This window comes from Oscillibacter ruminantium GH1 (assembly GCF_000307265.1).
GTDB classification, from domain to species: Bacteria; Bacillota; Clostridia; order Oscillospirales; family Oscillospiraceae; genus Oscillibacter; species Oscillibacter ruminantium.
On sequence record NZ_DF158896.1, the window covers coordinates 683,966 to 700,190 of the forward strand.

The window sequence follows — 16,225 nt, forward strand, 5'->3', positions numbered from 1 at the left end:
GCGCCGGGACGGCGTTTGAATTTTGAGGTAATGAGATGAAATTTTTCCAAAAACGGGCTGTGGCGGCCCTTGTGATGGTGCTGGCTCTGGCAGGTGCCGTCGCCATCGGGCAGGTGAAAAAACCCGCCGAAAACCTGCCGGAAGCGTCTACCAGTGTGGTGGGAAGCTATACGTATGTGATGGATCAGGAGAATGCACTGTCTGCAAAGACCAGCGCTCACATTGATGCCATCAACGCCAGCCTCTTTGCCCAGACTGGCGCGCAGATCGCCGTGGAGGTGATTTCAACCACCGGGGATGCGGATATCGCCGCCTATACGGAGCAGGAATTTAACCGCTTGGGTGTGGGCAGCGCAGAGCGAAACAACGGAATCCTTCTCGTACTGGCGCTGGACAACACCTATAACGGCCAGCCCGGTGGAGACTATTACATTGGCTGGGGCAGCGGCTTTTCCTCCAGCGAAGGCAACTCCATTAACAGCATTATGAACAGCTACATGGAGTCTGACTTTGTGGCGGGGAACTATGACGCCGCCGTTCGGAACACCTTTGACGCCTTGACGGAATATCTGGCCGATGGATACGGCGTAACGGTGAAGGAGAACTACATCCCCGCCGTGCAGGACAGCTATTCCTCTATCAGCGGCGGCTATCGCTCAGAGACCAGCGGATACTTTGCGCCCACGCTGGGAGACCTGCTGGGCGAAGTCATTGTGATGCTGCTTGTACTGCTGATGATCTGGGTTTTGCTGGACCGGATGCGGTACAACCGCTATCGGAGGCGGTATATGCGCCCGGGTATGGGCATACCCACCGTGATGTATTATCCGGTTTTCTGGGGGCGGCCTCACCGGCCTCGTCCGCCCCGTCCGCCGCACCACGATAACCGTCCTCCCAGAGGGCCGGGCGGCTTTGGCGGCAGCGGTGGCTCCGGACCTCGTCCCCCTCATAGCGGTGGCTTTGGCGGCGGCTCCTTCGGGGGCAGCGCTGGTCGTGGCGGCTTTGGAGGCGGCTCCTTCGGGGGCGGCGCTGGCCGCGGCGGTTTCGGTGGTGGCTCCTTTGGAGGCGGCGCTGGCCGTGGTGGTTTCGGCGGCAGCTTTGGCGGAGGGTCCTTCGGCGGCGGAGGCGGCCGCGGAGGTTTTGGCGGTGGCAGCTTCGGCGGAGGCGGCGGACGTCATTAATTATTTTTTATAAATTAAATAAACATAAAACGCGGAGACATCATAAAGATGCCTTCGCGTTTTTGCGTGTAATTCCCCGAAAATTACATAGACTGTCTTATGACGAAACGGAAAGGATGTGTGGCATGAAAGGGCAGAGAATGGCGTTTTTGGGGATTATGGCGGCGGTACTGATGCTCTGCTGCCGGGAGGAAAACGCCGTTCCGGCGACGGCCACGGCAGAAATCACAGAGACGAAGTATGTGGCGCTGACTTTTGACGACGGCCCACGGGCCAGCACGACCGGACGACTACTGGACGGTCTACGGGAACGGGGCGCGAGCGCCACTTTTTTTATGATTGGACAGCAAATCGCGGGAAATGAAGATTTGGTGCGACGAATGAGGGACGAGGGGCATCAGGTGGGGAACCATACATGGGATCATGTAAAGCTGCAAGGACTGCCTGAGGCTGCGGTAAGCGAGGAAATCTGTAAAACCGACGACGCTATCTGGGACATTTTAGGGGATGGAACCTATTGGGTTCGTCCGCCTTACGGCCTTTTAAACCAAAACCAGCGGGAGTGGTTTTCCACGCCGCTGGTCCACTGGAGCGTAGACCCAGAGGATTGGAAGCTGCTGAACACACAGAAGGTAGTCTCCGCCGTGCTGAAAAAGGTACAGCCGGGAGATATTATTTTGCTCCATGACTTTTACCCGACCTCTGTGGATGCGGCGCTCCAGATCGTGGATAAGCTGGAGGCGCAGGGATATGAATTTGTAACGGTGGAGGAACTGATGGCGCTGTACGGCGTGACTCCGCAGCCGGGGGAATTTTATACCAGCGCACGCAAAGCGGCGGAGTGAACTCCCAAAAACGTGGCGGGAGGATTCCAATTCGGATACCCCAAAGTGAAATTTCCCGTGGCACTGACGAGGGAAAAGAAAAAGCGTCTTCGTGGGAAGTCCCACGAAGACGCTTTTTTGAAGACAGATCAGATGACGTTCAGGGCAAGCGTCAGAACAACGAAAACGGCGCCAATCCACTTGGTAGCCCGGGCCAGCTTTGCGTCGGCGGTCTTCGCCTTATTCTTAGCCAGAAAAGAGTCGGCCACGCCGCCGATAGAACCAGACAGTCCCGCGCTCTTGCCGGACTGGAACAACACGACCAGAATCAGAGCCAGGCCGAACAGAAGCTGCAAAATCGTAACAAAAAGCTGCATCTCAAGATTCCTCCAAAAAATCATTTCCGCAGAGAAAGTGCGGAAGATGTATTCACAGACTTGAATTCTATCACAGTTTTGCCGGAATGGCAAGGCATTTTTTGAAAAAACCGTGGACTTTCGGGAGAAACACTGCAAAAATTTTAGCCAATTAAATGGAACATCTGTTTGCAAATCACAAACGGATGTGCTATAATAGCCGTAGAGCGGCTGCGATCCGCGCATCCGTCCGTACTGCGGGCGCGTGCGCCAAAGGTTATGCCGTCAAAGATGGTATAGCCGCATGATGAAATCATGCGATTGTCATTGCGAAGCGATGATGATACGTGCGTTTCGGCGCTCTGCGCCGCATTAAAAACGAAAGCGGAGGTGCTTCCCATGGAGAGGCTTTCCAAAATGCAGCAAAAAATCTACGACTATCTGGTAACCTGCATCCGGGAACAGGGTTATCCGCCTTCTGTCCGGGAGATCGGAGAAGCGGTTGGGCTGAAGTCTCCCTCCACGGTTCACTTTCACCTCAAGCATCTGGAGGAGGCCGGGTACATTGAAAAGGGCGCGGGCAAGGGCCGCGCGATTGCGCTAACCCGTTCGGCGCAGGGAGAGGATGGAAGGCCCGCCCCCGCTGGGGAGGAGCCGCCTCTGGGGAAAATCCCCATTGTGGGCAATGTTGCGGCCGGAAGTCCCATTTTGGCGCAGGAATGCGTGGAGGATTATCTGACCTTCGATCCAGACGGCCCAATGGATGAATTTTTTGCCCTTCATGTGCGGGGCGAGTCCATGATCGACGCGGGAATTTTGAATGGGGATCTGGTGGTGGTGCGCCGCCAGCCCGTTGCCAGCAATGGGGAAATCGTGGTGGCCATGATCGACGACGAGGCCACTGTCAAACGGTTTTCTCGGAAAAATGGGCACATTTGGCTTCTGCCGGAAAACCGGGACTATTCGCCCATTGACGGGACTTCGGCCCAGATTCTGGGCAAGGTGACCGCTGTGGTTCGGCGGTACTGAGCCGCGCGAAACGACGCACAACGGTGGGGCGGAAACACAAGTTAATACAGCACGAAAATCAAAAGTTGAGAATGATAAGCGGGCAGCTGCCAAAGACAGCTGCCCGTTTGCTTTTTTTAGGAAAACCTGCGTGGCGTTCAGCCCTCGTCTTGAAGATGGACCGTGCAATCCGCTAGGTTGTAAAAAGGGTTGGCGGCAGTGGGCGTCAGATTTTCCACCACGCCGCTCTGCACCAATACGGAGACGGTCTTAAAGCATATCGGCAGGATGGGAGCTTGGGATTGTATGCGGCGGCAGGCGGACAAAAAGGCCGCAGGGCGGTCACCGGAGGTCTGACAGGTATTCAGCATTGTGTCCAGCGTGGGGTCGGAAGAGCCGCCGTAGTTGAGTGCGCCGCCGGTGGACAACAGGGCGCGCAAATCCCAATCCGCCGTGAGCTTCACCTCGCCGTAATAGAGATCGAAGTTTCCGGCGGCCAACGCGGCGGTGTAGTCCGCCCACGGAAGAACGCGAACATCAATTTTCAGGTCAAAGGTTGACAGCTGCGCGGCAATCTGCCGGGCGGCGGCCACCTTGAAGCTGCTCTCTTCATTGACCAGCATCGTCAGCGACACGGCTGTGCCGGTAGCGAGGCCGGCGGTGGTCATGGCCTGTTGGAATGTGTCGTAGGAATAGGTGGTCTCCAGCGATTGGGGATAGTCTGAGGAGGCAGGGGAAATAGGGAACTGAGCGGCCTTTCCGTGGCCGGATAGATATGCGCTGACGGTCTGCTCCCGGTCGATTCCCAGATTGAGTGCCTGCCGCACGGCGGCACCGGACAGGGCGGGGGAGGAGACGTTAATGCCCACATATTGAAAAATGGTGGAGTCCGCGTCATAAAACTGAATGTTGCCGGTGACGCTGACCGGACTGGCCCCAGTGAGGTCGGATGTCAGCAGCTGCGTATCGTGAGAGGCAAGCTGATAGAGAACAACGTCCGGGTCCGCCGCAGCCCGCAGAACGATACGGTCCACCGGCTGGCGGCCGCCCTTCCAGTTTGGGTTAGCGGTAAGCGTGGCATCACCGCTGCCGGGGACAAGGAGATAGGGACCGGTTCCCACGGGGACAGTGTCCGCCGTACCGGATTTCACGATGGGAATATCCAACAAAGCCGGAAAAGCTGTGCTGGGGGCGGAAAGAGTAATGGTTACCGTACCGTCTCCCGCGGCGATGGAAGCCACATCGCTCAGGCGTGCGCCATACCGTCCCGAGGACTGGGCGCGCCGCAGTGTGGCAGCCACATCGGCCGCCGTGAGGGGGGAGCCGTCGGAAAAAAGGGCACCGGATCGAAGAGTGAAGGTATAAACGGTTCCGGTGGGATCGGAGGTATAAGAGGAACAGAGCAGAGGCTGGGGCGTAAAGGTTTCATCCAGCTCGAAAAGCCCCTCGCACAGGAGCGCCGCCACGGTTTGCTGCACGCCGTCGGGACAGGTGATGGGGTCCAGACTCAGTTCCGGATAGTAGGGCAGAGCCAATTCCTCCGGCAGGACGGCGGGCTGCTCGGCAGATGCGGACTGGGAGGATGACCCGTCGGACTGCCCGGGCAAAAACTCCTCGTCTCCGATTTCCGATACGGAGGTGCAGCCGCTTAAAAAAAGGGCGGCGCAGAGCAAAGGAATTAAGACCTTTTTGAAATGCTTCATACGTTCTCCGTTTCAACAAACAGAATCCATTTACCGCAGGGAGATCATGGCGATCTGCGCGCCCCGCCGACCGCCCACCTTGCGATAAGACCAGAACAAGTCCGAGCGGCAATAGGTGCAAAGCTCGCTGACGTCGATGTGCTCCGGGCCGACGCCCGCCCGCAGCAGCCACTGGCGGTTTAAGCCCGCCAGATCCACATGCCACTTTGCGCCCCGGTCTTCCAGATAGGGCGCGGCGTCCGCGCCGAGAGCCGCAGTCATGGCCTGAGGCACGTCGCCATCCGTTTCAAAGCAGCACTGGCCGATGCAGGGGCCGATGGCGGCCAAAATCCGATCGGCTTTTGCGCCGTACAGCCGCTCCATCTCCCGGACGGCTTTTTCCAGAATCCCGGCGGCACAGCCCCGCCATCCGGCGTGGACCGCGCCCACGCAGCCCGCGTCCGGGTCGTGGAGCAGGATGATGCCGCAATCGGCGGAAAAAACCGTCAGTGGCAGATTTTTCACATTGGTTACCAATGCGTCGGCGGTGTAGTCCCGGTCCCGCCAAAGGCCCATTCCCGCCCGTTCCTCCGTTACCTGCAGCACGGTTGTCTCGTGAACCTGTTGGGCCAGGACCACCCGGTGCATATCGGTTCCCACGGCGGCGCAGAAACGGCGGTAGTTTTCCTCCACCGCCGCTGGGTCTCCGCCCCGGCTGGGAGCCAGATTCAGCGTGTCATAGGGCGGTTTGCTGACGCCGCCCTTCCGGGTGGAGAACCCGTGGGCAATGCCTTCGCAGCCATCCAGCAGAGGAGAGGTGAAATAAACGAGGGCGTTTTCCTCGTGAGTGATGAGAGACATGGACAAACCTCCTGAAATGCAGAGCCGTCCCCCGCACTCCCGGCGGGAGAACAGGGGACGGTTCATCGGTTGAAAGCTCCGTACTTAGTTGGAGTGATATTCGGCGCAGTCGCAGTTTTTGAACTTCTTGCCGCTGCCGCAGGGGCAAGGGTCGTTGCGGCCGATTTTATTGACCTTGCGGGGCTGCTTTTTCGGCGCGGTGTCATCGCCGCCCACGTTTTCGGTCATTCCCTTAGCAACGCGCTCCCGCTTGACCTCTTCATTGGTCTTGATGCGGACGGAGAACATCCGGCGCACCGTTTCCTTCTGAATGGCGGAAATCATTTCCTCAAACATGGTCAGGGATTCCTGCTTGTAGGCGATGACCGGGTCGGTGTTGGCGTAGGCCCGCAGGCGGATACCCTGCTTCAGATCATCCATGGCGTCGATGTGATCCATCCAGTATTCATCCACCACGCGCAGCATGATGACGCGCTCCAACTCGCGGGTGATAGCGGGGGTGAACTCCTGCTCACGGATATCGTATGTCTTTTCCGCTTCCGCATAGAACAGATCGTTAAAGCTCTGCTCGGTCTTCTCCGTCAGCTCCTCTTCGGTGAAGTGGAATTGTCCCTTAGGGAAGTACAGCCCTTCAAGTCCCGCGATCATGTCGTGGAACCCGGCCTCATCCAAGGCGGGCTGTTCGCCGAACGCCTGCGCCACATGGTCGGAGATAGCCGCGCGGGCCATGTTCAAAATGACTTCCTTCAGGTCCTTGCCGTCCAAAACCTGCTTGCGCTGACCATAGATGATCTCGCGCTGCTTGTTCATCACGTCGTCGTATTCCAAAACGGACTTTCTGGACTGGAAGTTCCGGGATTCCACGGTGGTCTGGGCATTTTCAATGGCCTTGGAGAGCATCTTGCTCTCGATGGGCGTATCCTCGTCCAGATCCATCTTCTCCATCATGTTGGTGATCCGGTCGCCGCCGAACAGGCGCATCAGGTCGTCTTCCAGAGAGATATAGAACCGGGTCTCGCCGGGGTCGCCCTGCCGGCCGGCACGGCCGCGCAGCTGGTTATCAATCCGGCGGGAGTCGTGGCGCTCGGTGCCGATGATGAAAAGGCCGCCCGCTTCGCGGACCTTGCCGGCCTCGTCAGCAATCTCCGCCTTGTGCTTTGCAAGCGCGTCGGCATACTGCTTGCGGGCATGGATGATTTCTTCGTCCTCAGTCTCGGCGTAGCCGGTGGCTTCGGCAATCATCTCGTCGGACAAGCCGGATTTCCGCAGGTCCGCCTGCGCCAAATACTCCGCATTGCCGCCCAGCATGATATCGGTACCACGGCCCGCCATGTTGGTGGCCACGGTCACGGCGTTCAGCTTGCCGGCCTGCGCGATGATCTCTGCTTCCTTCTCGTGGTTCTTGGCGTTGAGGATGCTGTGGGGGATGCCCTCTTTGCTCAAAAGCTCACTGAGCAGCTCGTTCTTTTCAATGGACACCGTACCCACCAGCACAGGCTGTCCCTTTTCGTGGCACGTCTTCACCTGCTCGATGACGGCGCGGTACTTGCCCGCTTCCGTCTTGTAGACCACGTCGTGGTTGTCCTTGCGGTCGTTGGGGCGGTTGGTGGGAATCTCGATGATGTCCAGATTGTAGATGGTGCCGAATTCCTCCTGCTCGGTCATGGCCGTACCGGTCATGCCGGAGAGCTTGTCATACAGGCGGAAATAGTTCTGGAAGGTGATGGTGGCCAGCGTCTTGTTCTCGCTGGCGACCGTGACGTGCTCCTTGGCTTCGATGGCCTGATGAAGTCCCGCGGAGTACCGCCGGCCAAACATCAGACGGCCCGTGAACTCGTCCACAATGATGACCTCGCCGTTTTGAACGACGTAGTCGATGTCCCGTTTCATCACACCATGGGCCTTGATGGCCTGATTGATGTGGTGGGAAAGCGTGGAGTTTTCAGGGTCGGACAGGTTTTCCAGATGGAAGAACTGCTCCGCCTTGGCAATGCCGTTCGCGGTGAGCATGGCGGTTTTGGCCTTCTCGTCCACGATGTAGTCGGCGTCCTCGTTCTCGTCTTCCTCTTCCTTGTTGTCCACCTCTGCCACGACTTTTTTCTTCAGGCGGGAGACAAACATCTCCGCCATGTCGTAAAGTTGGGTAGACTTGTCGCCCTGGCCGGAGATGATAAGGGGGGTCCGGGCCTCGTCGATCAAAATGGAGTCCACCTCATCCACGATGGCAAAGGCGTGGCCCCGCTGAACCAGCTCGGTGGAGTAGATGCACATATTGTCCCGGAGATAGTCGAAGCCCATCTCGTTGTTGGTGCCGTAGGTAATATCGGCGTTATAGGCCTCCTGACGCTGGGCGGTGGTAAGACCGTGGACAATCAGACCCACCTTCAGGCCCAAGAAGCGATGCACCTTGCCCATCCACTCGCTGTCGCGCTTGGCGAGGTAATCGTTGACGGTGACAATGTGAACGCCGCTGCCCGTCAGTGCGTTGAGGTAGGCGGGGAGGGTGGCCACCAAGGTCTTACCTTCGCCGGTCTTCATTTCCGCAATGCGGCCCTGATGCAGCACGATGCCGCCCACCAGCTGTACGCGGTAGGGGCGCAGACCCAAAACGCGGTCCGCTGCCTCGCGCACGGTGGCAAATGCCTCGGGCAGGATGGCGTCCAGCGTTTCGCCGTTTGCAAGACGATCCTTGAACTGCTGGGTTTTGCCCCGCAGCTCCTCGTCGGACAGCGCCTTATACTCGTCGCCCAGAGCGTCGATTTTGTCGACAATGGGATAGATCTGCTTTAGCTCCCGAGAGCTATAATCCCCGAAAATTTTCTTCATGAAGCTCATAGCTGGTTATAGATCCTTTCTGACCCCGCTTTTTCGGAAAAAGCGGGAATGATATTCCTCTATTAAATAGGTAGACACCAAAAGCAACGATAGCATATCACAGTTTGATTCAAAATGCAAAGAAAATCGTTTCCCAACAAAAAAATTTACATTTGGGCACTTTTCATGGGGGCACTCATGAAAACTTGTGCAAAACCCTCAAATTTCGCAGCTGCCTTGTTCCAGAAGGGCCACATATCCAGTGATGGTCAAAGCAGAGATGCGGCCCTCGTTCCATCTTGCGCAGACGGAGATGGTTCCACCCGGCTGGCACAGTTCGGCGGTGCAGTCTCCGCCCGCTTGAGAGGCCAGATACGCACCCAGAGCCGCGCTGCCGCTGCCGCAGCCGGATTCCCACACCGCCGTGTCGGTGGAGAGCACGTATACCAGCGGCGCAAACGATGCGGCGGTTTCGTCATAGAGTAGAATGCCGCAGGCGTCGGCTTTCAGAGCCATGCAGAGCGGGCGAATGGCCGCCTCCGCCGCCGGGCGGGTCATGGCGTTTGCGGGGACGATACAGTGGGTGATGCCGTCAAAAATCACGGCGGGAACAGTTCCTACGCCCGGCAGCTCCGCCGTGTCGATTTTCTCAGGAAGGGGCATGTCCACCGTGCCGTTCCAGCCGCCCTCCACCCGACGGGACAGGCGGCATTGAAGCAGACCGGGATAGCCGGATACCTCCAGCGCCAAAAAGGAGGCGGGGGCATCCGCACCACCTGTCGAGACGCCATCCCGCTCCGCTAAGAACGCGGCTGCGGACATGGAGGCGTTGCCGCAGAACTCACCTCCCATCATTTGCAGCCGCAGAGCCGCGCCGGGGAGGGCGGCGGGCTCCAAAAAGCCCACCTGTTCCACATGCGGGTGCGCGGACATCAGCTTTGCGGCAACGTGGGGCTGTTCCCCGCGGGGAACGGGGGTAGAGACAAGCAGTGTGATATTTTTAGTGGGGTCCCAGACCGTATAATCCAGTTTCATGTTTTGACCTCCCGATTATGAGAGTATAATTAACATAGTATAGCACGGACATACCGCAAAGCAAACCCCTTCGAAAAAAATGATATTTGCAATTCTTTTTTGCCGGAATTGGTGGTATCATAGACACAAAGAGATGATTACATGCAGCATTCTGCGGCATAATGCACCTGCAGGAGCCGGGCATCGCGCTATCGGCCATCCAGCCGGAAAATTGCGGCGGTGGGTCGGAAAAACAACGGTATGGGAGGATAACATGTTCAAGGGATTTACAGACGAGACTGTTGATTTCATGTGGGGCATCCGCTTCAACAATGAAAAACCGTGGTTCGAGGCCCATAAGGAGGAATACCTGACCCATTTTTACCGGCCCATGCGGGAGCTGGGGGACGAGCTGTATGATTGGTTCACGGAACAACGGCCGGACCTTCCTCTGCGAGGCCGGGTTTCCCGCATCTATCGGGATGCCCGGCGGCTCCACGGGCGCGGGCCCTATAAGGACAACCTGTGGCTCAGTGTGGAGGCTCCGGCGGAAAGCGTATGGACCAGCCAGCCCACCTTTTGGTTTGAGCTGGGGCCGGAGGAGTGGAGCTATGGTCTTGGATATTACAGCGCCACGCCCGCCACAATGATGAAGCTCCGCGCCCGGATGGCCCGGGACCCTCAGATGATGGAGTCGTTCACCCGCAAGCTGGGCCGCCAGAAGGAGTTCGTCCTAACGGGGGAGGAGTACAAGCGCCCCAAGGAAGGCGCACCCAGTGCGCTTTTAAAACCATGGTACGCGAAAAAGAGCTTTTCCCTCAGCCATGATGAAAAGCTGGACGAGATTATTTTTTCCCGGGATTTGGTGGATCGGCTGAAAAGCGGTTATCAATTTCTGCTGCCGTATTACGATTATTTCGTGACGCTGGAAGGCGACCCCGACCCCCGGGTCCCCGGTTGAGCCAAGGACTTGCAAACGCCGGAATATGGGCGTATAATGCGGCTTATCATTCAAAAATGGAGGAGATTCCCATGAAAAACTGCCCGGAGAGAGAAAAAGCGCTGGCGCTGCTGCGCAAGTACAACGGCGAGTTGTTCCACATTCAGCACGGACTGACGGTGGAGGGGGTTATGCGCTGGTATGCAAACGAATTGGGTTATGGCGAAGACGCGGAGTTCTGGGCCACAGTGGGACTTTTGCACGACGTGGACTTTGAGAAGTGGCCGGAGGAGCACTGCAAAAAGGCTCCGGAGCTGTTGGCGGAGATCGGCTGCAGCGATGAACTTGTCCACGCGGTTTGCAGCCATGGGTATGGTATTTGCTGCGATGTGGAGCCGGTTGAGGAAATGGAAAAGGTTCTGTTTGCCGCCGACGAACTGACCGGGCTGGTCGGCGCGGCGGCGCGGATGCGCCCCAGCAAAAGCTGTCAGGACATGGAGCTTTCCAGCCTGAAAAAGAAATTCAAGGACAAAAAATTTGCCGCCGGCTGCTCCCGTGATATCATCAAGGAGGGTGCAGAGCGCCTTGGTTGGGAGCTGGACGAGCTTCTGGGCAGAACGCTGGAGGCCATGCGTGCCTGCGAGGACACCGTCAACGCCGGGATGGCGGCGCTGTAAAGCGCCCGCCGCCAGCGAAACTGCATATGCGACAAAGAGAGCGCGGCAATTCGCCGCGCTCTCTTTTTATTTGCAGTTATTCGCCCATGGGAGCTCCGCACTGGGGGCAGAACTTGCTGTCGGATACCGCTCCGCAGATGGGACAGGTTTTGTTGGCGGGCTGCGCCTGAACAGGCTCGGCAGCCTCTTCCTTAACGGGCTTGCTGGCTTCCAGCTCCGCGATCTTCGCCTTGGAGGCCATCACGGAATCCACCAGATCCTTTACGGCAGGAGGAATCGCTCCGCTGTATTCGCTGACATACCACTCGCCAATGGTGCGGTAATTCTTGTCCATCTCCCGCTGTTCGCCGGCGATTGCCATGTTGATCTTTGCCAGCTCCGCAGCGTCCTTCGCCTTGTCGGCGGCAACGACGGCGACCGCCTGTGCCTTTTTGCCCAGATCGTTCAAAAATTCCAATGCCATGCTAAAAACCCCTTTCATATCCTGCGCTTTTGCGCTATATCTCTCACATTTTGATGATCCTATTGGACTTGTTGGACTCAGTATACCTTGCCGGTTTTGAAAACGCAACCGATTTTTCCAAAATTCACAGTTCGTTCTCAAACCCTTATCGGTTTGTTAAAAATTGCCGTCCGTCCGCCGCTTTGCATCATAGTTCCGGCTCAATCCAACCCTTCGCCCGGTCCACGGCCCGACTCCACCGCCGCAGCTCTGCCCGGCAGACGGCTTCATCCCGCTGGGGACGGAACACATGCTGGCTGCGGCGCAGGGCGGAAAGCTGGTCGAGATTCGTCCACACACCGGCGGACAGTCCCGCCAGCGCCGCCGCGCCAAAGGCCGTGGTTTCCACCTGCGCGGGCCGGTCCACCGGCAGGCGAAGAATATCCGCCTGAATCTGGAGCAGGATATCGCTGACGGACGCACCGCCGTCCACCCGGAGTCCGGTGAGGGGACGGCCTGCGTCGGTGGCCATTGCGTGCATGAGATCGCAAACCTGAAATGCGATGGAGTCCAGCACGGCGCGGCACAGGTGGGCCTTTGTCGCGCCCCGGGTCAGGCCCAGCACCGCGCCCCGGGCATACATGTCCCAATAGGGTGCGCCAAGTCCTGTGAACGCGGGGACCACCAGCACGCCGCCGCTGTCCGGCACGCTTTCCGCCAGACGGTCGCATTCCGGGGCGTTTGCGATTAGCCCCAGCTCGTCCCGCAGCCACTGGATGGCGCTGCCCGCATTAAAGACGCTGCCCTCCAGCGCGTAGGTGGTTTTGCCGTTCAAATTCCACGCCACGCTTGAGACAAGGCCCGCGTTGGACCGCACCGGCACACCGCCCAGATTCATCAGGGTGAAGCAGCCTGTGCCATAGGTGTTTTTCACCTGCCCGGGCTGAAAACAGCCCTGTCCAAACAGCGCTGCGGGCTGATCGCCCGCGCTGCCGCAGATAGAGATGCCCGCAAGGTCCTCAAGACCCGGAATCCCCTCCGCCACCGTGCCGTACCGTTGGGAATTCCCCACCGGACGGGGGAGAAGCCCCATGGGAATCCCCAACTCCCGACACAGGTCTTCGTCCCATTCCAGCGTATGGATGTTGAACAGCATGGTGCGGGAGGCGTTGGAGTAATCCGTGACGTGAACTTTTCCACCGGTGAGGTTCCAGATGAGCCAGCTGTCCACCGTTCCGCACAGCAGTTCTCCCCGCTCTGCCCTTGCCCGAACGCCGGGGACGTTGTCCAGAATCCACTTGATCTTCGTACCGGAAAAATACGCGTCGATCAAAAGACCGGTTTTCTCCGCCACTGCGTCTCCCACCCCCCGGGCCTTCAGCTCGTCGCAGATACCTGCCGTCCGGCGGCACTGCCACACCACGGCGTTATACACCGGCTGACCGGTCTTCCTGTCCCAGAGAATGGTTGTTTCCCTCTGGTTGGTCACGCCAATGGCGGCAATGGACTTGGGGTCGATGTGGGCAGCGTCTACCGCCTGGGCAAGCGCCCGCTTTTCCGTCTCCCAAATGTCCAGTGGGTCATGCTCCACCCAGCCGGGCTGGGGATAAATTTGACGAAAAGGGTGCTGGGCGCGAGCGACGATCTCTCCCGCCCGGTTGAACAGGATTGCGCGGGAACTGGTGGTCCCCTGATCCAAAGCGGCTACAAACGGCTCCATGGCAAAACCTCCTGTGGAAATTTTACGCAGTCTGTGATATCATATTATATGAAAATCAGTATATCACAGGGAGGGCAGAGTTGCCATGGTGAAAAATGAGTTTACAATCCCCTCCGGCGACAAAAAGACCGCGCTTCACGCCGTGGAGTGGCTGCCGGAGGACAATCCCCGGGCCGTGTTGCAAGTTTCCCACGGAATATCGGAATATATCCTGCGCTATGAGCCTCTGGCGGAATTTTTGACGGAGCGGGGCTTCGCCGTGGTGGGAAACGACCACTTGGGTCACGGAATGTCCGTGGCGGAGGGCGCGCCCCGGCTGTATTTTGGTGAGGCGGGCAGTTGGAACACGGTGGTGGATGATCTGGACGCAGTCCGGGAATGGGAGGTACGGAAATATCCTGGCCGACCCTATTTTCTGCTGGGGCATTCCATGGGTTCGTTTCTGGCTCGGACGTATTTAATCCGCTATCCCGGCACGGTGAACGGTGCGATTCTTATGGGCACCGGACAGATGTCTCCCGCGCTGGTGGCGGCGGGCCGGGCCATCGCCGCCGGGGAGAGCCGGCGCGTGGGACGGACACATCCCAGTCCCGCCATTGAAAAACTGGCATTTGAGACTTACAACCGGGCCTTCGCCCCTAACCGGACGGGGTTTGACTGGGTATCCTCCGATTCCGCCGTGGTGGACGGGTATGCCGCCGATCCGTATTGCGGGGAGAGTCCCAGCGTGGGGCTGTTCAGCGAGATGCTGGGCGGTATTGCCTTTATCACAAAGCAGAGCAATGTGGCTAAAATGAACCGGAACACCCCGGTGCTGTTTCTCTCCGGGGAAGAAGACCCGGTGGGAGAGCGGGGCAGGGGCGTTCGCCGGGCGTATCAGAGCTTTCGCAAAGCGGGCGTTCGGGATGTTGATATGAAGCTCTATCCCGGCATGCGGCATGAGATTTTAAATGACACCTGCCGGGCAGAGGTCTTCCGGGATTTGGCGGCTTGGCTGCTGGCCCGGCTGCCGGTTCCCGCGTAGGAGCCGATCAGGTCTGCCCCCGCAGGGCCGTGACGCTGTGAGTGACGGAGAGAATGCGCACAGAGCACACTACGTCGGCGGTGAAGACCAGCAGCATCAGGTAGGTGACGACCGGGGGAATCCGGGCAATCAGCGTTTCCAGCGGCGGCTGGATGAGCCATAGGGCCACGGCGGTCAGCGTGCCCCAGGCAAGAGAAAAGGGAACGCACACCCGTCCCTGTAAATTGCCGGGAACACCGGAATAGTCCCAGAATTTCACGCCCAGCCAAGCCTCACAGGCCCAGTGGTAGAGAAATTCCACAACGGTGGTGACCACAGCTCCCGCAATCGGGAGCCACAACCCCTGCCGCATGGACACGGGCAGGGCCAGCACCGCCATCACTCCCAGGCCGTATACCGGGCAAAGAGGCAGAAATAAAAGACACCGCCGGACGGGATGCTCCTCGCCGGTGGCGCGGTGGGCATAAGCCCGTTCCAGAAAACAGCCAGCCAAGCTGTAAAACAGGAAGACCCAAAACCAATACGCCAAATAAAAACCCTCCGCTTGTTTTCTCTCAGTTTGTCCGGCGGCGGGAAAATCATGCGGCGTGACAGATGGAAATTACCCGGTGAGGAGGAATGTTATGGACGATTGGCAGATTTTGAGGCAGGAGTGTCTGCAATGTCAAAACTGCGGGTTGGCGGAAACCCGCACAAACGTGGTGTTCGGAGACGGCTGCGAGACGGCAGAGATTTTTCTGGTGGGCGAGGGACCGGGCCAGAGCGAGGACGAGCAGGGCGTGCCCTTTGTGGGTCGGGCGGGCCAGCTGCTGGACGATATGCTGGAGATGATCGGCTTGGACCGGACAAAGGTGTATATTGGCAACACGGTGAAGTGCCGTCCGCCTCAGAACCGGGACCCGCTGAACGTGGAGATGGCAGCCTGTCGGGGCTGGCTGGACCGTCAGATGGCGTTGCTGCGCCCAAAAATTCTCGTATGCCTTGGCCGCATTGCGGCAAAGGAACTGATTAAGGATGATTTCCGTATTACCGCGGAGCATGGGCGGTGGTTCACCCGCAACGGGGTGCAGATGATGGCGATCTATCATCCCTCTGCGCTCCTGCGGGACCCGATGAAGCGGCCCGAGACATTTGAGGATCTGAAGGGCTTGCAGGCCAAGATTCGGGAGCTTTGTCCAGAGACGAAGATTTGAGGGCAGGGAAACCTATAACGGGACAATTAATCGGAATTGGCGTAAGTGATTATGTGAAGAGGCGGAATATAAATGAGCGAAATAAAAAGAATTGAAATAGACGAAGTTTGGGCGGATTCCACTGTCATTGAGGCAGGCCATTTTGTGTTCATAGGTTACTGTATGAAAAACGAAGGACAAGATATCAAGGCGCAGATAATGGGAGCCTTTGAGGTATTAGAGCAAAGACTTGAAATGGTTGGATTAACGCTGGAATCCGTTGTGAAAATGGATTGTTTATTTAAAAATATTGATGATTTAAATTATTTGCCAGAAATCATTCAAAACAAATTTCACGGGAAGTATCCAACAAGAAAAGCCTTTGAAACCAAATTTATTAGGGATGGAATTGATTTTCAGGTTGATGCGATTGCGTATCGGCAAAGATAAAAAACGCAAATAGGCTGTAAACGGCCGGATTTCGGTTTAAGGAGAAGCACTCGACTATCC

16 protein-coding genes are annotated in these 16,225 nt (G+C 57.8%); 8 read left to right on the top strand and 8 right to left on the bottom strand.

What is annotated here, in order from left to right; all coding sequences use genetic code 11:
* Positions 1-35: 35 nt before the first annotated feature.
* Positions 36-1,181: a TPM domain-containing protein gene (locus ON16_RS03280; protein ID WP_040659356.1), complete on the top strand. Its 1,146-nt coding sequence runs from the start codon at positions 36-38 to the stop codon at positions 1,179-1,181.
* Between the two features lie 125 nt (positions 1,182-1,306).
* The gene (locus ON16_RS03285) at positions 1,307-2,026 is read left to right on the top strand and encodes a polysaccharide deacetylase family protein (protein ID WP_040659358.1); all 720 of its coding nucleotides are present in this window, start codon (positions 1,307-1,309) and stop codon (positions 2,024-2,026) included.
* A gap of 128 nt (positions 2,027-2,154) precedes the next feature.
* On the opposite strand, the gene secG is transcribed toward ON16_RS03285, so the two are convergent.
* Entirely contained in the window at positions 2,155-2,382 is a 228-nt protein-coding gene (secG, locus tag ON16_RS03290; protein WP_040659360.1) for a preprotein translocase subunit SecG, read from the bottom strand.
* Between the two features lie 378 nt (positions 2,383-2,760).
* Between secG and lexA the strand changes: the two genes are divergently transcribed.
* A complete protein-coding gene (gene lexA / locus ON16_RS03295; RefSeq protein WP_040659362.1) occupies positions 2,761-3,390 on the top strand; it encodes a transcriptional repressor LexA in 630 nt (209 codons plus the stop codon).
* A gap of 137 nt (positions 3,391-3,527) precedes the next feature.
* On the opposite strand, the gene ON16_RS03300 is transcribed toward lexA, so the two are convergent.
* The 4 genes from ON16_RS03300 to ON16_RS03315 all read right to left on the bottom strand — a co-directional run bounded on the left by ON16_RS03300 (position 3,528) and on the right by ON16_RS03315 (position 9,761).
* Complete coding sequence (locus ON16_RS03300) at positions 3,528-5,072, bottom strand: ABC transporter substrate-binding protein (protein ID WP_040659363.1); 1,545 nt, start codon at positions 5,070-5,072, stop codon at positions 3,528-3,530.
* A gap of 30 nt (positions 5,073-5,102) precedes the next feature.
* Positions 5,103-5,912: a peptidoglycan editing factor PgeF gene (gene pgeF / locus ON16_RS03305; protein WP_040659364.1), complete on the bottom strand. Its 810-nt coding sequence runs from the start codon at positions 5,910-5,912 to the stop codon at positions 5,103-5,105.
* Between the two features lie 84 nt (positions 5,913-5,996).
* Positions 5,997-8,747 (bottom strand): preprotein translocase subunit SecA, encoded by a 2,751-nt coding sequence (secA, locus tag ON16_RS03310; RefSeq protein ID WP_040659365.1) that lies wholly within the window; start codon positions 8,745-8,747, stop codon positions 5,997-5,999.
* A 198-nt stretch (positions 8,748-8,945) separates the two neighbouring features.
* Complete coding sequence (locus ON16_RS03315; RefSeq protein WP_040659367.1) at positions 8,946-9,761, bottom strand: histidine racemase CntK family protein; 816 nt, start codon at positions 9,759-9,761, stop codon at positions 8,946-8,948.
* Between the two features lie 253 nt (positions 9,762-10,014).
* On the opposite strand from ON16_RS03315, the gene ON16_RS03320 reads away from it, so the two are divergent.
* Positions 10,015-10,701 carry a DUF2461 domain-containing protein gene (locus ON16_RS03320; RefSeq protein WP_040659370.1) on the top strand — a complete coding sequence of 229 codons (687 nt, stop codon included), beginning with the start codon at positions 10,015-10,017 and terminating at the stop codon, positions 10,699-10,701.
* Positions 10,702-10,772: 71 nt separating this feature from the next.
* Entirely contained in the window at positions 10,773-11,357 is a 585-nt protein-coding gene (locus ON16_RS03325) for a hydrolase (RefSeq protein ID WP_040659372.1), read from the top strand.
* A gap of 76 nt (positions 11,358-11,433) precedes the next feature.
* Here ON16_RS03325 and ON16_RS03330 read toward each other — a convergent pair whose 3' ends face one another.
* Together ON16_RS03330 and glpK are read right to left on the bottom strand one after the other, a co-directional pair.
* Positions 11,434-11,820, bottom strand: a complete 387-nt coding sequence (locus ON16_RS03330) for a zinc ribbon domain-containing protein (RefSeq protein ID WP_243441753.1) — start codon at positions 11,818-11,820, stop codon at positions 11,434-11,436.
* A gap of 187 nt (positions 11,821-12,007) precedes the next feature.
* Positions 12,008-13,519: a glycerol kinase GlpK gene (glpK, locus tag ON16_RS03335; RefSeq protein ID WP_040659376.1), complete on the bottom strand. Its 1,512-nt coding sequence runs from the start codon at positions 13,517-13,519 to the stop codon at positions 12,008-12,010.
* 85 nt (positions 13,520-13,604) lie between these two features.
* Here glpK and ON16_RS03340 point away from each other — a divergent pair, with 85 nt between their 5' ends.
* The gene (locus tag ON16_RS03340; protein ID WP_040659378.1) at positions 13,605-14,543 is read left to right on the top strand and encodes an alpha/beta hydrolase; all 939 of its coding nucleotides are present in this window, start codon (positions 13,605-13,607) and stop codon (positions 14,541-14,543) included.
* 7 nt (positions 14,544-14,550) lie between these two features.
* Here the strand turns inward: ON16_RS03340 and ON16_RS03345 are convergent, their stop codons facing one another.
* Complete coding sequence (locus ON16_RS03345; RefSeq protein ID WP_040659380.1) at positions 14,551-15,072, bottom strand: putative ABC transporter permease; 522 nt, start codon at positions 15,070-15,072, stop codon at positions 14,551-14,553.
* Positions 15,073-15,166: 94 nt separating this feature from the next.
* Between ON16_RS03345 and ON16_RS03350 the strand changes: the two genes are divergently transcribed.
* Positions 15,167-15,736: a uracil-DNA glycosylase gene (locus ON16_RS03350; RefSeq protein WP_040659382.1), complete on the top strand. Its 570-nt coding sequence runs from the start codon at positions 15,167-15,169 to the stop codon at positions 15,734-15,736.
* Positions 15,737-15,808: 72 nt separating this feature from the next.
* Positions 15,809-16,165 carry a RidA family protein gene (locus ON16_RS03355; RefSeq protein WP_040659384.1) on the top strand — a complete coding sequence of 119 codons (357 nt, stop codon included), beginning with the start codon at positions 15,809-15,811 and terminating at the stop codon, positions 16,163-16,165.
* The last annotated feature ends 60 nt before the right edge of the window (positions 16,166-16,225 follow it).